This is a genomic window from Chitinimonas naiadis (assembly GCF_054780835.1).
On record NZ_BAAGVO010000002.1, the window covers coordinates 126,199 to 143,566 of the forward strand.

Consider the following 17,368-nt stretch of genomic DNA (forward strand, 5'->3'; position numbering starts at 1 on the left):
AATGGGGATGGATACCAGGCAGAAGCCGATCGGTTTGCTATGCGCCTTTGTCCTGGCGTCCTGCGGCGGTGGTAGCAGTGATGGCGGCACCAGCCAGCCGGGACCGGGACCCTCGCCGGATACCGAGGCCCCGACCGCCACCCTGACGGCGCCGACTAACCTGGCCGGTAATCTGACCGGCACACTCACTGCCACCGCCCAGGCGACCGATAACGTGGGCGTGGCCGGTGTGGAGTTCCAGGTCGACGGTGCGACCATCGGCAGCGAGCTGGGTACAGCGCCCTATCAAGTGGGCATCGATACCACCGCTTATGCGGCCGGCCAGCATATCGTGCGAGTGCGCTCCCGCGATGCGGCGGGTAATCGCTCCGCCTGGGCGAGTGCCACGGTGCGCTTTGGCGGCACGGCTGGCGTACCGGCGGGGTTCAGCAAGAACGAGGCGTGGGTCAGCGGCTTGAACAACGCGACGGCGATCGCGCAGGCACCGGATGGCCGGCTGTTCGTGGCACAGCAGAACGGTGCGCTGCGTATCGTCAAGAATGGCGTGCTGCTGAGTGCGCCTTTTCATCAGTTCACCGTCAATGCCAGCGGTGAGCGCGGCCTGATCGGCGTCGCCATCCATCCCGACTTTGCCAACAATGGCTGGGTTTACGTCTACTACACCACCGACAGTGGTGGTGCCCATAACCGCATCAGCCGCCTGAAGGCCAATGGCGATGTTTCGGCTGGCGAGGATGCCAGCGCCACTCTGCCGATCAACCTGCCTGCACTGTCCAGCGCCACCAACCACAACGGCGGTGCGCTGCATTTTGGCAACGACGGCAAGCTCTATGTCGGGGTGGGCGACAACGCCAACAGCGCCCAGGCACCGAATGTCAGTAGCGTGTTCGGCAAACTGTTGCGCTTCAACGAGGATGGCACCATCCCGGCGGATAACCCCTTCTATGCCGCCCAGACCGGCCTGGCCCGCGCGGTATGGGCTTATGGCCTGCGCAACCCGTATACCTTTGCGGTGCAGCCGGGAACCGGGCGCATCCATATCAATGACGTGGGCCAGAACACCTGGGAGGAGATCGACGTCGGGATGGCGGGTGCCAACTACGGCTGGCCGGCGTCGGAAGGCCCGGCCAACGTGGGGGCGGGCGTCAGTGCGCCGCTGTTTGCCTACAACCATGCCGATGCCGTACCGGCAGGTTCCGGCCCCGGCGGCTTCTTTACCGGCCTGGCGATCGCCGGCGGTGCCTTCTATCCCAATAGCGGGCCGTTCCCGGGCAGCTATCGTGGCAACTACTTCTTTGCCGATTTCCTGACCCGTTTTGTCGCCCGGCTCGATCCCGCCAACGACAACGCTGCCTATGCGTTTGCCAATCTCAGCGGTAGCCCGGTCGATATGCTCGTTGGCAACGATGGTGCGCTCTATGTCCTGACCCGCACGGCCATTACCCGTATCAGCGCCAACTGAAGGGCAGGGGTACCATTCATGAAAAAGCCCACCGGACCGGTGGGCTTCTCATTGGTAAAAAGGACTGCTTAGTCGAGGTATTCGAACAGCGTGACGACGCGTTCCACGCCCGAGGTCTGGCTGGCGATCTCGGCCGCATCGCGGGCTTCCTGCTGCTTGACCAGGCCGAGCAGGTAGACCTGCTTGCGCTCGGTCACCACCTTCACATGGATGGGCGAGAAGCGCTTGGCATCGACCATGCGGGCCTTCACCTTGGTGGTGATACCGGTATCGTTGGCACGCGAGCTGACGCTGGTCGGCAGTTGCACGATCATTTCATTGTGGACCTGCCGCACGTCGGCCACGCCCTGGGCCAGGCGGCCTGCCTCGGCACGGGTTGCTTCGTCCGGGGCTTCGCCGGTCAGCAGCACAGCCTTGTTGTAGCTGGTGATATTGACGTGGGTCAGATCACCGAACCTGCCGGAGATGGCGTCATTCACCCGGTTTTCGATCTGCTTGTCGTTCCAGACCACGGCCGAGGCACGTCTGTCCTGCGCCACCACCACGCCGGTCGTCGCACCAGCGACAACGAGCGGGAAACAGGCGGTCAACTGGCTAGTGACCAGGAGGGCAAGCAGTAGGGCGCTGTAGCGTTTGAGCATGGCTTTTATTCTCCGTCTAGCAAGATGCAATCGATAGCGTCACAGATGCTGTGGATCAGTAGAGCATGGACTTCCTGAATGCGGGCTGTACGGTTCACCGGCACATTGAGCTGGATATCGTCGCCGGTCATCAGCTCGGTGATCTTTCCTCCATCCTTGCCCGTCAGCGCCACCACGGTCATCTGCCGCTCATGGGCGGCGTGGATGGCCTCGATCACGTTGACCGAGTTGCCGGAAGTCGAGATCGCCAGCAGTACGTCGCCCGGCTGGCCCAGCGCCCTTACCTGCTTTGAGAACACCAGGTCGTAGTCGTAGTCGTTGGCGATGGCGGTGATGGCCGAGGTATCGGTGGTCAGCGAGAATGCTGCAAGGCCGGGGCGCTCCTTCTCGAAACGGCCGACCATTTCGGCGGCGAAGTGCTGGGCATCGGCCGCGGAGCCGCCATTGCCGCAGGCCAGGATCTTGCAGTCCGCCATCAGGGCGGCAACCATGCATTCCGCCACCACGGCGGTGGGGGCGGACAGCAGTTCACGCGCGTCTTCCATGGCGGCGATGCAATCGAGGAAGTGCTGGTTGACGCGGTCAATCAAATCCATAAGGTACTTTCCAGGCTTGAGGGCGGGTCCGGGAACGTCGGTATCCCGGGCGTCGCCCTTTATTGTTCAATGATGTTCTTGAGCCAGCGTGGCTCGTCCTCGCCATCGATCAGCACGGCATCGAAGCGGCAAGGCGGGGTGCGTTTGAGCGTGGCGAGGTAAAGCTGGGCGGTGGCGATCAGCTTGGCCTGCTTGCTGGGGGTAATGCTGGTGGCTGCGTCGCCAAAGCGCTGGGCCGAGCGACTGCGAACCTCCACGAAGACAAGCGTACCCGCGTCGTCGCAGATCAGGTCGATCTCGCCCAGCCGGCAACGCCAGTTGCGGGCCACTATCCTGACCCGTCGTTCGGTCAGGAAGTTCGCCGCACGTTGCTCGGCGGCGGCGCCCTTGGTGATCGACATCAGTTACCCGGCAACGGGGTATCGGCCGGCGGGGTAGCGGGCTCGGCAGCGGGTGCGACGGGGGCAGCAGGTTCCGGCTTGGGGGCTGGAGTACGCGGCTGGCCACCGACTTCGCCACTCATCAGCTCACGGCTGAAGGAACGCGTTTCCGACAGCTTGAGTACGCCGGTCACGCCCTGCATCTCGATCGCCGCGCCGGGTGCCGAGACCAGCAGCAACAGGCTGAGTCGATAAGCATCGATCCCAAGCGCATACAGGCGTTCCATATCCGGGCCCAGCGAGCGTTCCGCACGCTTGAAGGCGACCACATCGGCCTGGTAGGGCTCCAGCAACCAGGGCATGTCCACGAACTTCACGCCCATCAGGTCAATATTGGCGCCGGCCGTCTTGCCGAACTTGCCACCCCAGACCTGGGAGGTCGCGTAGATGGGCCGTTCGCTACCGAGGTAGGGGCGGATCAGGCGGGCCTTCTTCAGGTCGGTCGCCAGGAACACCGCATCGGCGTTCAGGGCCGCTACGCTATCCTTGATCTTCCAGACCGCATCCTTGTCGTTGGCGAGGACGATGACCGTCGGCGCGGCGCCGGTCACGCGCTTCCATTCGGTCGCAAAGGCTTCGCGCATGCGGCGGGGGAGTACCCCGTCGGCCTCGATCACCACCGGTTGCTTGCGGCCATCGCGCTGCATGACCTGCGCCGCCTGGCGCGCTTCGGTCTCGATCGACAAGCCCAGGCCGTACAGATTGGCTGGCGGAGTTTTCTGTTCTTCCAGGCTATTGAGCGCCAGGACGGGGATCTCCAGCTTGCCGTAGGCCGCAAGCTTGGCGATCGCGCCGCGCGTCAGCGGGCCGATGACGCCGACCGCGCCTCGGGCCGCTGCCTCGCGGTAGGCCAGCATGGCCTCCTCGTCACGGTCCCCCGTGGCGTAGAGGCGTAGCTTGGGCGTCTGATCGTCGCCGAGTTTTTCCTCGGCCGCCAGCGCGCCTTGGCGCACGACTTCCGCCGCGGCAGCAAGGTTTTTGGCCTTGGTTGGCAGGATCAGCGCAATATGCGGAACATTCTGCTCATCGGGCGTCAACGTCTCTTCGGCACTGGCCGCTTGACTAACGCCAAGGTAGAGTAGCGCCGCCGCGAATAGCGGCAACCATCGAAAGGGTGCTTTACCGTGCATGACGAGCCGTATCCAATTGATCGTCCGGCATTATATGTGGTGGCCACGCCCATCGGGAACTTGCGTGACCTGACCCCCCGCGCCCAGGCCATCCTGGCCGCCGCCGATCTGATCGCCGCAGAAGACACCCGCGTCACCGGCCAACTGCTCAAACACTTCAATATAGGCACGCGCATGATCTCCCTGCGCGAGCATAACGAACGCGAAGCCGCGGCCAAGCTGATCGAACGTCTGGCCGCTGGCGAGGCCATCGCCCAGGTATCGGACGCCGGCACCCCCGCCGTGAGCGACCCCGGCGCACGCTTGGTCGAGGCGGTCCACGCCGCCGGCTACAAGGTTATACCTATCCCTGGCGCTTCGGCCTTGCTCGCCGCGCTGGCCGGCGGCGGCATGCACTCACCGCGCTTCCAGTTCCATGGCTTTCCCGAGCCCAAGACCACGGCTCGCCGCAAGGAGTTCGAGACGCTCAAGGATCTGCCGCATACCGTGGCTTTCTTCGAGGCGCCGCATCGCATCGCCGACAGCCTGGCCGACATGGCCGCAGTGTTTGGCGAGGCGCGCATCGGCGTGGTCTGCCGAGAGCTGACCAAGACCTTCGAGACCATCAAGCGCGCCCCGCTGGCCGAGTTGGCTGCCTGGGTGGCGGCCGACAGCAATCAGCAGCGCGGCGAGCTGGTGGTACTGATTGAGGCCGCACCGGCCGCGGTGCAGGACGATGCCGCCAGCCACGACGCCATCCTCGCCCCGCTGGTGCGCGAGCTACCCGTCAAGCAGGCGGTAAAGCTCGCCGCCGAGATCACCGGCGGCAACCGCAATGCGCTCTATGAGCGCGCCTTGCAGCTGAAAGGCGATTGACCAATAGGGCGCGGCTGGGCATAATCCGCGCCTCCTCCCGCCCGGGTGGTGAAATGGTAGACGCAGGGGACTCAAAATCCCCCGCCGCAAGGCGTGTCGGTTCGAGTCCGACCCCGGGCACCAATTACAAACCCTAGGAGTCCCTTGGGGTCCCAAAAAACCCGCGTCGTTGCTAACGATGCGGGTTTTTTGTTGCCTATGCCTCCCTACGGGTTCCTATTGAATCCAAAGGTAACTGGGGGTAACTTTGGGGGTAAGCTTCGATTCGATATTGGAGATACCCCCAAATGCCGCTGTCAGATAGACAAATCAAGACTGCCGTTCCCGGAGAGAAGCCCACCAAATTGGCAGATGGCCAAGGATTGTTCCTGCTGCTCAATCCTAATGGCTCTCGCTACTGGCGGCTCAAATACCGCATCGCAGGAAAGGAAAAGCTCCTGTCCCTCGGGGTTTACCCCGACACCAGCCTGGCTGAAGCACGCGGCAAACGAGACGAAGCGCGCAAGCTGATTGCAGCGGGTATTGATCCAAGCCTGGAGCGTAAGGAACGTAAAGCCGCGGACATCCAGGCTACCGAAGACAGTTTCGAAGCCGTGGCGCGGGAATGGCACGACAAGAATAAGGGCAAGTGGTCCGCTGATCACGCGACGCGCATCCTCAAACGGCTGGAAGCAGACCTTTTCCCCGATCTTGGCGCCAGCCGTGTCCCCGAGCTTAAGACTCGGGATCTATTAGTCCCGTTACGCAAAGTGGAAGAGCGCGGTGCGCTCGACCTAGCCTCCCGTCTGCGCCAGCACATCGACGGCATCATGCGCTATGCCGTACAAACCGACCTGATCGACACCAATCCCGCCAGAGACATGACAGGTGCCCTTGCTGTACGTAAAGCCCAGCACCGTCCTGCTTTACCGTTGGAGCGAATTCCGGAGCTCCAGCAGCGGATCCAGGCCGACCAAGGGCGCTTGATCACCAAGCTGGCTCTCAAATTCGCCTTGCTCACTTTTGTCCGTTCCAGTGAATTCCGATTCATGAAGTGGAGTGAAATCGATCTGACACGAGCAACCTGGGTTATCCCTGCGCATCGTGAAGTGATCGATGGGGTCAAGTATTCCCATCGCGGCGCCAAGATGCAGGAAGCCCACGTCGTGCCTCTATCACGACAAGCATTAGAGGTGCTGGATGAGCTGAGTGCGTTAACAGGGCGCTTTGACCTCGTCTTTGCGGGGGATCACGAACCCAGTAAGCCGATGAGTGAAAACACCGTCAACGCTGCCTTGCGCCGCATGGGCTATGACACCCAGAAGGAAGTCTGCGGCCATGGTTTTCGTGCCATGGCCTGCAGCGCGCTGTTGGAATCAGGGCTATGGAGCGAAGACGCCATCGAGCGGCAGATGAGTCACAAAGAACGGAATAACGTGCGCGCGGCCTATACCCACCGCGCCGAATTCATGGCTCAACGTAAGCTGATGGTGCAATGGTGGGCGGATTGGCTGGATGCCAATCAAAAGGTGTTTGTGCCGCCACACGAGTTTGCCGGCAAGCAGCCTGCGGAGTAGGAGGGCGTTGCCCTTCAAATGCTTCGACTATGATGTCGAGAGATAAGTGAATTGAGCGGAATAGCGCGGCCATGCACCGCGATTTGGTGATTGGGGATTCTCGTGACTGATTCCGGTAAATCTCGAAAACTGATTCGTTTGCCCGAGTTGATCAGCCGCACCGGATTGTCGCAATCGGCTATCTATGACCGACTGAACTCAAAATCGCCGAGGCACGACCCGACTTTTCCCCGGCAATTATCTTTGGGTGGGAACTCGGTTGCCTGGTCTGAGGAAGAAATCGACGCCTGGATCGCCAGTAAAGCGGCACAACGGGACACCGTTCTGGTAGAGGACGCCTCGCAACAATCCGATTCTGCAGCTAATGATAGCAAGAAGGCAGAAGCGAATTCGCCAAAGTTGTCTCATCACTCACCATCCCCAGTTGCACCCCGTCAGGGCGCTGGTAATAGCCAAAAAAATGATATCGCCGGTGCCATTGTGCAGGGCGATGCTCAATTACAGATGCTCATGACCTACCTGCTCATGCCAGCCTGGACTGCCGAATTTGGAGCTCAGGTAGTTAGTGGTATCTGCCCGACAGATGGATGGAATCTATCAGCATCTACGGCAGGTACTGGCATCGACGGCAAGGAGCTCAATCCAGGAGATTCTCGGTTTGCTGATGCAAGGCGGGTACTGCGCGAGTACGAGTGGTACGAGGATGAGATTCCAAAGCAGATGGCACCCCATGAATTCATCGATTGGTGCGTGGATAACGAATTGAATACTGCCTGGCTGCAGGCGGTTCGGGCGGCGGCTAATGGCATTGAAAGTGGGGAGCAAGTTAGCCAGCCCCTTCTGTTGCGGGTGCTGTTGTCCAAGGGTTGAGTCACCGCATAAGCCTGGGGAAAACACACTTAGGGCTACCGGCAACTTTGTTACCAATTTGGTACGCCATGTTTCAGAACTGATGGCCAGTGATGATTAGTTCGAATTGGGTTTCCCGTAAACCACCATTCAGATCCACCTGACCCCGTGCAGCAAGTATTTTCAGGGCACTAATTACCTTGGTCACCCGCGCCTTTCGAAACACCCCCGGCCCGCCATTCTGCACCTCCCGCCGTGAAAACACCGTCTGCCGCGTCTCTTTATATTCATCCCGTAACCAGGTTAACAACCTATCTGCATTGACCTGATCTTGATCATTCACCACGCTTCCACGAGGAACGGCTCTCGTTCGCTGTGGTGCGGACTCCAGGGTAGTGGAGAACTCCTGGCTAAACCGCATGAACTCTTCCCCGTAGAACTCGCTTAGCGAGATCGCTCTCCAAAGGTTCGTCTCGGAAATCGTCAATTGCGCTGAATCCATCAACTCGAGGATTGCTGCTAGGCGCGCTACGTTCTCGGCAACCTTTGACCCATAGTCCTTGTGAGCCGAGAGCCAGGCGTTTGGGCGTAGGCCATCTTCAACCCAATCCGCGAAGTGACGCCATTCTCGCGCGGCGGTATCGCTGAAGGTCAGGCAAGGTAAGGGCCACGGCTGTGCTTGGCGTCGTTCCCAGGACTGCTCCAGCAGCTCGGTTAGTCGGCGGTCATAATCGGCCAAGCCATAGCGCTCAGATGGTTGAGGGCCACCTTGTGGAGGCCGCCAACGCGATGGATCACTATTCCAAACAAACTGACTTGAGTGCGATTTTTTGTCCTCCTGCCGGAATCCGATCATGCTTTCCGGGTGCGTGACCAAAAACCTCGCCAGAAATCCACTGCCTCTTGCTTGATGTCCGGCAGTTTTCAAGTACCGTTGCAATACGGCTGGTTGGAGCATGAGCGAAGTGGTTAAGCGTGGATGCTCAATGAGCACATGGCCTGTCGTTTGCCGACTTTGTCGCAATGCTTTGCCATCCCACAACTCGTTTAGCAGGCTCAGGTCACTTAGCGCGCCAGATTGAACAGCCTTCCCACCCTCACTGGATAATAGGCCCGCTGACGGCCAGTCATTCGATAAGCCCGCCACCAATCCTTGAGGGGTCGTATTGGCGAACAAAATCTTAGCCGGCTTAGGCTCCAACGGTTGATTGACAAAGAGCGTGGCCAGTTGCCGCTTGATGGTCTCGGTTGTATGGCCCTGTTCAATCGCTTTTTGTAACTCGGCTTTGATCAGTCGTGTCCGAATTTCCCATTCGACCAGATCAGCCTGATACAGAGCTATTCGTTCCTGTTGGAGGTGTGCTCGGGAGGCTTCAAACGTTGTCACGGCGGTGGCAAATCGCGAATCAACCGTCGATTTTCGCTCTCCGGACACCGCAATTTGAAGCAAGAAAAGCGAAATCGGCGAATGCAATACGCCTGGCCTCATCACATCGGCGTAATTCTGCAGAGCCATCGATGCCATCCCCAAGGCTGAAGTGATCACCATCGGTATTGGCGCCTTAACGTTATCGACAACCTCTTGCACCGCTCCTCGCAGAAGTGGCGGAAGGAATTGAAGCAGGTAGAGGTATTGACTGTTTGGCGTCATGTAGATGGCTCGCTCGTGCTGATTCGATGCTTCTGCGGCGTGATGGCGGACAAAGACAGCGGCGCTGGCCCACCGTAATCTGAAGCGCTATGGTAACTAGTGTCGGGTTACTAGTAGTTTTAAGCATGTCTTCGACTCAACCAACATCGTTCACGCTTGTAGAGCTTGGTACTGTTTTCGCGGGATCAGATCAGCTAAGGCTTGATGAACTGCTTAGCGAGGCGGAGGCAGGCCGTATTGATCTCTTCGTTCGCTGCCCTTATCGCCTAGTACCGATTTCCGATTCTGATGCTCCTGTTGATGCCAGTATGCAGCTACTGTCTTTTGTACCAGATCCGATGCCACCTAAGCTTCGGTACTGGGGACCACCTAAGGTGCGGCAGTTTGATTTCCCGGTGCGACAAGAAAACGCCCATGTATTGCGACTGTATCCCGCATCGGTTCGGGGCGTAGTGGACCAAAGTAGTCTGGAGGTGATGTTCTTTAACGGGTGGTTGGCCTTGCCAAGCGATGACCAAGTTACTGATCTTCGGTCTCTGGTTTTATCCAACTCACCTTACTCCCATCTGCAAATTGCCGACCGCGCATGGAATCCAAACCATTGGGGGCAAGAATCAGCCTATGTGCCGCTCAAAATCCGCTGGACCGATTTACTGATTGACGCGAGGCATCTCACTGGCCGGTCGGAGACCATCACGAACACGGCACCAGTCAATGTCAAGGCTAGCAGCCCAACGTCCCCATCTGCCTTGGTTACGGTGTTAAACCAGCTGGCCGATGTCTACTTTGGCAATGAGTCTGTGGAAAAAACGCCATTCAAAGCAGTTAGCCCAAATGACAAATTTGATTTAGCGCGTGCCACGAGGGCGGTCCGGGAAAAGCTCGCCATCAAGGTCAGACGTGATTGGTTGGAACATCTTTGCAGATCGATCAATTTGGACCGTAGTAGAAGTAAAGGTGTTACTCAGGAATACCATGGCGGGCGAGTAATCCAATTGTCGGATGAGGAGAGAGGAAAATATCCGCAACATTTCTCTGATGCATTGATCGTTTATAACGAATGTGCCCGGCTGTATCATGCGAAGCGAATAATCAAAAACGATACTGAAAAAGTTAGCCAGTCTATCGAAGACTGGCTTGGGAATCATGGTGTCATTAAATTGACAGACGATAAATTTTCCACAAAAGGAGAGCAGGCGGCACTTATTGGGGTATTTCTCAGAGAGGCCAACGCTGACGATTGACCTCGTCTGGCATGGACTAACGCTGTGTAGTTTTTTGTATTAACTTTTCGTCCAGTCAGGATAAATCTCATTTCGCGTGTTGCTTCCAGCGATTCCCGCTTTGCGCCTGCTGTGCTCTTTCTTTTAGGTGCATGGCTTTTCCAGAGGTTATGTGTACCCGCTTGAGCATTATGGCAAATGAAGTAGTCAGTTTTGGTTAAGTAGGCGATCACATTTTTCAATTCATGTAGTCGATTGGTATCTTTTACATCAATCAGGCCAATTCCGATGCGTTTATATCTGTCTGGATGTGCTTGGCAGTTAAAATAACTGCCAAATTCCGGTGTAATACAGCGCTCCCAATACTCGCCAATGATTTTGGCGAGATTGATATCGGCAGAATGTTCATGCCCATTAATTGCAACCAATAAATGATAATGGCGCCCGCCCTCAATGCCGTGCTCGCGTTTGAGTATGTACGAAAGCACGTCCGCTACAATTCGATTTTCGGAAAGATTCCGAATAAATTTTTTTAACGCCTTCCTGATCCATTTCTCCCCTTCCGGAGTTGAGTAATACATGCGCGTGAGAAGGTCTACACGCAATATGAGACACTTGGAATATGCTTCGAAGGTTTTGGCCATCAAGTCAGCGCAAGAGGCGAAGTTCTCCTTTGCTCGCCGCGTGTGGCTGTTAACCAAGTTACGAAAAGTCTGTCGTTGTGAGGCACGGCGTATAACGTTGACACGGCGATTCAGGCGCTGAATGGCCTCGTTGACCACCTCCACATCGCCAGTTCTGTTCCACCAATATCGTAATTCACCCTCGCAGCGGAATGCGAGCCAAAGTGAGAGCTTTGTATAGGGGTGCAATAGCACTTGGCCGAATTGAATCGGAAGATTATGTATATCCTTGGCCATGAAGGATATGAGATTCTTAGCTAACTCAGAGTGTTCGATGGTTGCTTTGCCTGTCCTTTCATTTACGCGAATGCCGAATATCGGCTCTTTTGATTTGATGATGCCTTCTGCCAAAAATGTCCCGTGCTTGATTGCTCTGGAAGCATTTCCTCCCTCCAGAATCAATGGGGCACTATCGCCTTTCGGGTTGGGCATATATCTGATGCAGGTGCTGATGAGCATCTGGTCGTTAACATCAGCATAATGGGATGTCTCCATCTCAAAGACCTCTCTGCACTATTACTGCGCGTAATAATCGTGTGTCAGTTTATGGCTTGTTGGATGTCATGGTGATAATCAACCGTTCCATATTCCCCTTTGCATTTAATTAGGTAATAAACTATTAAATAATAAAAACATATAATCCGGTATTGATTTTCCTTTTTGAAATTAAATAACTGCCTCCGTAGTGGGCGTTTCTACAAATTTTCTCCTGCTTTCTCGTGTGGAATTAACGTTAGATGTGCTTTTTAGCACCTCCCTGTTTCCTTTGTTCGCCACAATCTTCTGCATGTCAGAAACTGATGTCTTGAACGCTCCCGCATTAGGATTTTGTTAGTTGGCGCTACTCCTCAGCAGCATTACGTGCTGAATATTACGCATGGCAAATAAAAAAACTAGCGGGAAATATCCAGCCTAAAGCGGGAAAGCTGTGCCGGAGGCGGGAAAACGAATTACAGAAGTTATTTTCGAATCCATTTAGTGGCTCCCAGGTGCGAACGGTAGGCTCGCGTCAGTAATCCGGCTTCGCTTGAGTTCGGTTTTCCCCTACTACCATGGTTTGTAATGACATTTCTACGACGTGCGACAGATGGGAAATTAGTTCGTAGACGTCATCAAGCATGGCACTCTACGAAATTAATTATGCGACAGTCGCAATTTATGTAGCTGCGACACATTAAGCGACATATTCTAGAAAGTTATAATTTTTCAGCCCTATATCACCAACCTGAAACACACCCGATAGGTCCCGATCCAGCCGATCAAGACCTCATTTCAAGCCCGGCCCCGCGCCGGGCTTTGTCATTCTTGGAGCCCCGATATGTCACACCTCATCGAAACCATGGCCTTCACCGGCCAAACGCCCTGGCACGGCCTGGGTAATCCGTTATCCCCCAAGCAACCCTTCGACACCTGGCTTACCGAGGCTGGCATGGACTGGACCATCGAGCAGAGCGATGTGCTGTTCAACGTCGCCGGCGACGGTTTACACGTCCGCAGCAACCCCGACGCCAAGGTCTTGTTCCGCTCCGACACCCTGGCGCCACTGTCGGTGGTGTCACCCCGTTACAAGGTGGTTCAACCCCATGAGGTGCTGCACTTCTACAATGACCTGGTGCATGCCGGCGGCTTCGAACTGGAAACCGCCGGGGTGATCAAGGGTGGTCGCAAGCTGTGGGCCCTGGCCCGTACCGGGCAGGAAGCCTTGCTCAAGGGCGGTGACCGCGTGCAGGCTTATCTACTGCTGGCCACTAGTTGTGACGGCACGCTGTGCACGACCGCCCAGTTCACGTCGATCCGGGTGGTATGCAACAACACCCTGCAAATGGCGGTCGGTGACAGCACCGGCGCAGTGAAGGTGCCGCACTCGACCCTGTTCGATCCCAAGCTGGTCAAGGAAGCGCTGGGTCTGGGCCTGTCGGGCTGGGAGGCCTTTATCGGCAACCTCAAGGCACTGGCGGATCGACCGATCAGCGCAGCCGAGGCAGCGCAGTACTTCAGCGAAGTGCTGGATGAGCAGGTGGTCGATATGGAAGGCACGCCGCTGTCGCGGGCAATGACCCAGGTCACCTCGCTGTATAGCGGCCTGGGCATGGGCGCCTTACTGCCCGGTGCCCGCGGTACCGCGTGGGGTTTGCTCAATGCCGTGACTGAGTATGTCGACCATTCTCGACGTGCTCGTAGTCAGGATCATCGTCTCGACTCGGCCTGGTTCGGTCAGGGTGCCCAGCTCAAACACAAAGCCCTGGCCCGTGCCATGGCGCTGACCCAGTGAGGCGATCATGGCGCATGAATGGATGCTCATTGTTCCCGTACTGAGTCAGACCCACCTGCAAGCCACCACCATCGACTGGCTCACTGAACATGCCCAGACCGCGCTGTATCGGGAAGGGTTGTTCGTCAATCTGGCCTCGTTTGAGCAGAGCGACTACCCAACTGAGCTGGATGGCCTGCAGGAATGGCTGGCCTTTGTATATCCCGAAGAGTGCTGGATTCGGTTCGATGCCGACGGCGATCTGATCGAAACACTGCCGACCTTCGCCCACCCATCATCGCCTCCCTCACCGCATCAGCCCGACTTGCTGGCTTCCTTGGCCTGAGCCGTCTTTCTACCTCGCATTACCTATCACCCCCATGACGCCCGGTCCTGCTTACGCAGGCCGGGTGTCTTTATGTCTGTCTGGAGGTTTCTATGCGTAACAAACACGGCCAGGCCAAACGCCTGGCATCTACGGTTGGTCTGTCCCGCGAAGACTGGCTGGCGATTCGGCAGCAGGGCATCGGTTCATCTGATGCCGCGGTGGCCATTGGTCTATCGCCGTACAAATCCGCGCTCACCCTGTGGCTAGAGAAATCCGGTCGCAAGGAGCCGGAAGACCTGTCCGACAAGGAATCCATCATCTGGGGCCAGATCCTCGAACCGGTGTTGTCATCGGTCTACCAGGAACGCACCGGCTACAAGGTCCGTCGCGTCAACGCCGTACTGCAGCACCCCGAGCATGACTTCATGCTGGCCAATCTGGATCGGGAGATCGTCGGCCTGCCGGAAGGCCCCGGTGTGCTGGAGATCAAGACTGCCGGTTATCACAGCGCACCGCAGTGGGAAGACGGTATTCCGATTGCCTACCAGTGCCAGGTGTTGCACCAGCTAGCAGTGACCGGCCACGAATGGGCCGATGTGGCGGTGCTGATCGCCGGCCAGGATTTCCGGATTTATCGGATCGAACGCGATGACGACAAGATCGCCGACTTGATTCAGCGTGAACACCGGTTCTGGGCCTGCGTGCTGGATGACCTGCAACCACCACCCGACGGCTCGGCCGACGCTGGCCAGGCCCTTTCTTGGCTTTACCCCAAGGACAACGGCCTGGTGGTCGATCTGTCCGAGTCGGCTGAATTCAACCGGTTGTTCGAATCGCTATTGGAAGCCCGTATTGCCAAGGCTGAGGCCGAAGCCGAAGAAGACCGGCTCAAGCAGCAGATCCAGAACGCGCTCGGTCCCGCCACCACTGCCCAGTTCCAGCAAGGCAAGGTCAGCTGGAAACGCAGCAAGGATGGTCAGATACCGGACTGGGAACGGCTGCAGTCGGACTACCCCAAGTTGTCGCAGCGCTATCTCAAACCCTTACTCGGTGCTCGCCGCTTTACGGTGAGTACCGCGAGGAGCCCATCATGATCAAAGGTCTCGCCATCACCCCACCGGTCATTGGCCGGATCAGCATCGGCCGCGTGGTCGAACGCAACGGTCAGCGACTGCCGGAGAAGGACGACAGTTTTACCCTCACCACCCAAGTGCAGGGTAAGGATGGCTGGATATTGCATCCACTGCATCAGGTGCTGCTGGAGAAGGCCGCCAAGTCCAGTGCGGACCAGTCCGGCCAAACTGGCCAGACAGGACAGGCCAACACCAAGCTGCGCGCCATTCCGATCCGGCTGCTGTTCAACAGCAGTGATCTCAACCTGCGTGCCGAGTTCAGTGCCTTCGACCGCAAGACTGGTCGGCCGTTGTGTGTCGGCGATGGCGAGAAGGCCAAACGGGTTAATGCTACCGGCCTTGAAGAAACCAGCTGCCCGACGCCGGAGCGCTGCGAGTTCGGGGTCAGAGCCGGCTGCAAGCTGTATGGCCGGCTCAATGTGCAGATCGATGGTCAGCAGGATGAATTGGGCAGCTTCATCTTCCGCACGACCGGTTACAACTCAGTACGGACGCTGGCAGCTAGGCTGCGTTACTTCGAAGCGGTCAGTGGCGGTAACACCCGCCACCTGCCGCTGCTGCTCAAGCTGCGGGCCAAGAGCACCACCCAGTCGCATCGGGCACCGGTGTACTACGTCGATCTGACTTTGCGGGACGGTGACAGCCTGCAGGAAGCAGTCTGCTACGCCAAGGCGGAAGCCCATGACTACCGAGAAGCCGGGGTGGACATCGCCGGGCTGGAACAGGCGGCGTTGCAGCTACTACAGAACGGCCAGTTCGAGGATGGCGAGGATGAGGTGCCGCAGTTGCTTGAGGAGTTCTATCCGGTGACGGAGGGACAGTCCGATGGCTTAGCGGGTTCGGACTATTCACCGAAACAAGGGGTGGCGGCCCCGGAAGTGAGCCAACCTGTCCGTGGACCCGCTCTCGATAATGGCAGGTCGCGAGTTCGGGCCGCTCCGTTGACTACCAAACTTGGCCAAGAGAGCAGATCACAGCAGATCAATGCTACTTAAGTTGAGAGCTAGGTGCTGCGGGCCGGTTTTACAGGCCCGCACTCGCCAGCAATTCTGATGGCTTGCAGTTCAGTGCCTTGGCAATCCGAATGACATTCAACAGCGTGACGTTGCGCTCGCCCCGCTCAACTTTGCCCATATGGGAGCGATCAATCTCTGCGGCATCCGCCAATGCCTCCTGGGAGAGTTCCAGGGTTTTGCGACGCGCACGAATGGTCGCACCCAAACGGGCGAGATTCGCATCCTTATCAGCGCTTCCTGAGACTCTTGGCATGCCGAAAATCGTCGCGCTATGATGCGTTGACGACCACGGTATTTACGACCCATTTGGTTGCTTCTAATCAATAGAGTCGTCATAGGGCTCAAAATTTTCGGGAGGAAAACATGAAACAGATTCAAACCGTGGCTATCGTGCTGGCCATCGTGGCTGGCGCGTGGGGCTATCACTATTTCACCCAGACGCTGGATTTCCGGAATGCTGAAATCTCCAATGGTCTTCTCTATGCCGGAGGCAGTAACTCGCCGTACTCGGGCAAAGTCACCCACATCCCGCTGATGTCGCTCCCTCGGGAGGGCTTGGCCTTTCCCTATGTAAACGAATACTTCTCCCTGGAGAACATGCCAGCGGGCGCGGTCTATGCGTTGCAACGCTGCGACGTCCGATTCTCCGACGGTCTGCCCAACGGCAAGGCGGTCTGCAGCATGGAAGGTAGCCATCAAAAGTCGATCGAGATCGGCTATACCCATGGCCAGATCGACGGCGAGGCCACGATCTTCCAAGACAAGGGCGATGGCAAACCGTTGGTCACGGCCCACTTCAGCAAAGGGGTGCAGGATGGCGACTACCGGATATTCAGCATGCTAACTGGCAAGCTCGCTTACCGCGGCACGTTTACCGCCGGGTTGCAGACGGGGGAAGAGGAAAGTTACTACTTGGATACCGGCGAGCTGGCATTGCGGGGTGGCATCTTGATGGGCAAGCGTTCTGGGGAGCGGATCAGCTATTACAAGAACGGCAAACAGCAAGCCATCAGCAACTTTGAGGATGGGGCGCTGCACGGTAAATACGAGAAGTACGATGCCGCCACGGGTAACGTGATTGAGCGTGGCCAGTATGTCCAAGGCTACCTTGATGGCGAAGTCATCACCTTCAACGCCCAGGGCAAGAAAATCAAACTCCAGATCTACCGCGGCGGCGTACAGCAGATCACGCCGGTGGAGTTCGATCCTGAAACCGGCAACCCCATCGGCGGGGATAACACCGGCAGTACCGATGCTGCCAGTGCATCCGGCCAGACCGCTGGTGACCAAGCCTGTCTGGATAAGTGGATCGCCGCCCACAGAAAGGCCGTCGGTGAAGACGCCGTGATCACCGCTGACCAGCTCGGTGAATGGGAGGGCTGGTGCAGGGCCGGCAAACAGCCCTGACCCCCACCGTTTCATAACCCCCAAACAGCCTCAGGCGAAAACCTGGGGCTGTTTGCATTCCACATCCCGCATCACCACACCAAGGCCTTCACCAGATCAACGCGAGTGAGGGGAATAGGTCGTGGGTCAACGGGACGCCAAGGAGAA

At 57.6% G+C, this 17,368-nt stretch carries 17 protein-coding genes and 1 tRNA gene; 11 read left to right on the plus strand and 7 right to left on the minus strand.

Going from position 1 to position 17,368, the window contains the following annotated elements; genetic code table 11:
- The first annotated feature begins 7 nt into the window (after positions 1-7).
- Positions 8-1,462: a PQQ-dependent sugar dehydrogenase gene (locus tag ACYVHK_RS02870; RefSeq protein WP_460527400.1), complete on the plus strand. Its 1,455-nt coding sequence runs from the start codon at positions 8-10 to the stop codon at positions 1,460-1,462.
- Positions 1,463-1,530: 68 nt separating this feature from the next.
- Here ACYVHK_RS02870 and ACYVHK_RS02875 read toward each other — a convergent pair whose 3' ends face one another.
- Genes ACYVHK_RS02875 through ACYVHK_RS02890 form a run of 4 tightly spaced genes read right to left on the minus strand, consistent with a single transcriptional unit; the run spans position 1,531 to position 4,269 of the window.
- Positions 1,531-2,103, minus strand: coding sequence for a BON domain-containing protein (locus ACYVHK_RS02875; protein WP_460527402.1), 573 nt, complete (start codon positions 2,101-2,103; stop codon positions 1,531-1,533).
- Positions 2,104-2,108: 5 nt separating this feature from the next.
- Positions 2,109-2,699, minus strand: a complete 591-nt coding sequence (locus ACYVHK_RS02880; RefSeq protein WP_460527404.1) for a phosphoheptose isomerase family protein — start codon at positions 2,697-2,699, stop codon at positions 2,109-2,111.
- A gap of 59 nt (positions 2,700-2,758) precedes the next feature.
- Positions 2,759-3,100, minus strand: a complete 342-nt coding sequence (locus ACYVHK_RS02885; RefSeq protein ID WP_460527406.1) for a YraN family protein — start codon at positions 3,098-3,100, stop codon at positions 2,759-2,761.
- The gene (locus ACYVHK_RS02890) at positions 3,100-4,269 is read right to left on the minus strand and encodes a penicillin-binding protein activator (RefSeq protein ID WP_460527409.1); all 1,170 of its coding nucleotides are present in this window, start codon (positions 4,267-4,269) and stop codon (positions 3,100-3,102) included. The genes ACYVHK_RS02885 and ACYVHK_RS02890 overlap by 1 nt, the downstream gene beginning before the upstream one ends.
- 39 nt (positions 4,270-4,308) lie before the next feature.
- On the opposite strand from ACYVHK_RS02890, the gene rsmI reads away from it, so the two are divergent.
- From rsmI to ACYVHK_RS02910, 4 genes are all read left to right on the plus strand, one after another.
- On the plus strand, positions 4,309-5,124 hold the full coding sequence (gene rsmI / locus ACYVHK_RS02895; RefSeq protein WP_460527411.1) for a 16S rRNA (cytidine(1402)-2'-O)-methyltransferase: 816 nt from the start codon (positions 4,309-4,311) through the stop codon (positions 5,122-5,124).
- A gap of 39 nt (positions 5,125-5,163) precedes the next feature.
- Positions 5,164-5,247, plus strand: a tRNA-Leu gene (locus ACYVHK_RS02900).
- Between the two features lie 164 nt (positions 5,248-5,411).
- Positions 5,412-6,680: a tyrosine-type recombinase/integrase gene (locus ACYVHK_RS02905; protein WP_460527413.1), complete on the plus strand. Its 1,269-nt coding sequence runs from the start codon at positions 5,412-5,414 to the stop codon at positions 6,678-6,680.
- Between the two features lie 102 nt (positions 6,681-6,782).
- Complete coding sequence (locus ACYVHK_RS02910) at positions 6,783-7,550, plus strand: AlpA family phage regulatory protein (protein ID WP_460527415.1); 768 nt, start codon at positions 6,783-6,785, stop codon at positions 7,548-7,550.
- 73 nt (positions 7,551-7,623) lie between these two features.
- Here ACYVHK_RS02910 and ACYVHK_RS02915 read toward each other — a convergent pair whose 3' ends face one another.
- Positions 7,624-9,180 (minus strand): YfjI family protein, encoded by a 1,557-nt coding sequence (locus ACYVHK_RS02915; RefSeq protein ID WP_460527417.1) that lies wholly within the window; start codon positions 9,178-9,180, stop codon positions 7,624-7,626.
- A gap of 125 nt (positions 9,181-9,305) precedes the next feature.
- Here ACYVHK_RS02915 and ACYVHK_RS02920 point away from each other — a divergent pair, with 125 nt between their 5' ends.
- A complete protein-coding gene (locus ACYVHK_RS02920) occupies positions 9,306-10,424 on the plus strand; it encodes a hypothetical protein (RefSeq protein WP_460527419.1) in 1,119 nt (372 codons plus the stop codon).
- Here the strand turns inward: ACYVHK_RS02920 and ACYVHK_RS02925 are convergent.
- Positions 10,325-11,581, minus strand: a complete 1,257-nt coding sequence (locus ACYVHK_RS02925; protein ID WP_460527421.1) for a YagK/YfjJ domain-containing protein — start codon at positions 11,579-11,581, stop codon at positions 10,325-10,327. The two genes, ACYVHK_RS02920 and ACYVHK_RS02925, sit on opposite strands and share 100 nt — an antisense overlap.
- An 823-nt stretch (positions 11,582-12,404) precedes the next feature.
- Between ACYVHK_RS02925 and ACYVHK_RS02930 the strand changes: the two genes are divergently transcribed.
- From ACYVHK_RS02930 to ACYVHK_RS02945, 4 genes are all read left to right on the plus strand, one after another.
- Positions 12,405-13,358 (plus strand): DUF932 domain-containing protein, encoded by a 954-nt coding sequence (locus tag ACYVHK_RS02930; protein WP_460527423.1) that lies wholly within the window; start codon positions 12,405-12,407, stop codon positions 13,356-13,358.
- 7 nt (positions 13,359-13,365) lie between these two features.
- A complete protein-coding gene (locus tag ACYVHK_RS02935) occupies positions 13,366-13,683 on the plus strand; it encodes a DUF5983 family protein (RefSeq protein WP_460527425.1) in 318 nt (105 codons plus the stop codon).
- A gap of 92 nt (positions 13,684-13,775) precedes the next feature.
- Complete coding sequence (locus tag ACYVHK_RS02940) at positions 13,776-14,759, plus strand: YqaJ viral recombinase family nuclease (RefSeq protein ID WP_460527427.1); 984 nt, start codon at positions 13,776-13,778, stop codon at positions 14,757-14,759.
- The gene (locus ACYVHK_RS02945) at positions 14,756-15,793 is read left to right on the plus strand and encodes a recombination directionality factor (RefSeq protein ID WP_460527429.1); all 1,038 of its coding nucleotides are present in this window, start codon (positions 14,756-14,758) and stop codon (positions 15,791-15,793) included. The genes ACYVHK_RS02940 and ACYVHK_RS02945 overlap by 4 nt, the downstream gene beginning before the upstream one ends.
- Before the next feature lie 28 nt (positions 15,794-15,821).
- Here ACYVHK_RS02945 and ACYVHK_RS02950 read toward each other — a convergent pair whose 3' ends face one another.
- Positions 15,822-16,067, minus strand: coding sequence for a helix-turn-helix domain-containing protein (locus ACYVHK_RS02950; protein WP_460527431.1), 246 nt, complete (start codon positions 16,065-16,067; stop codon positions 15,822-15,824).
- Positions 16,068-16,177: 110 nt separating this feature from the next.
- On the opposite strand from ACYVHK_RS02950, the gene ACYVHK_RS02955 reads away from it, so the two are divergent.
- Entirely contained in the window at positions 16,178-17,221 is a 1,044-nt protein-coding gene (locus tag ACYVHK_RS02955; protein ID WP_460527433.1) for a toxin-antitoxin system YwqK family antitoxin, read from the plus strand.
- Positions 17,222-17,368 lie beyond the last annotated feature (147 nt).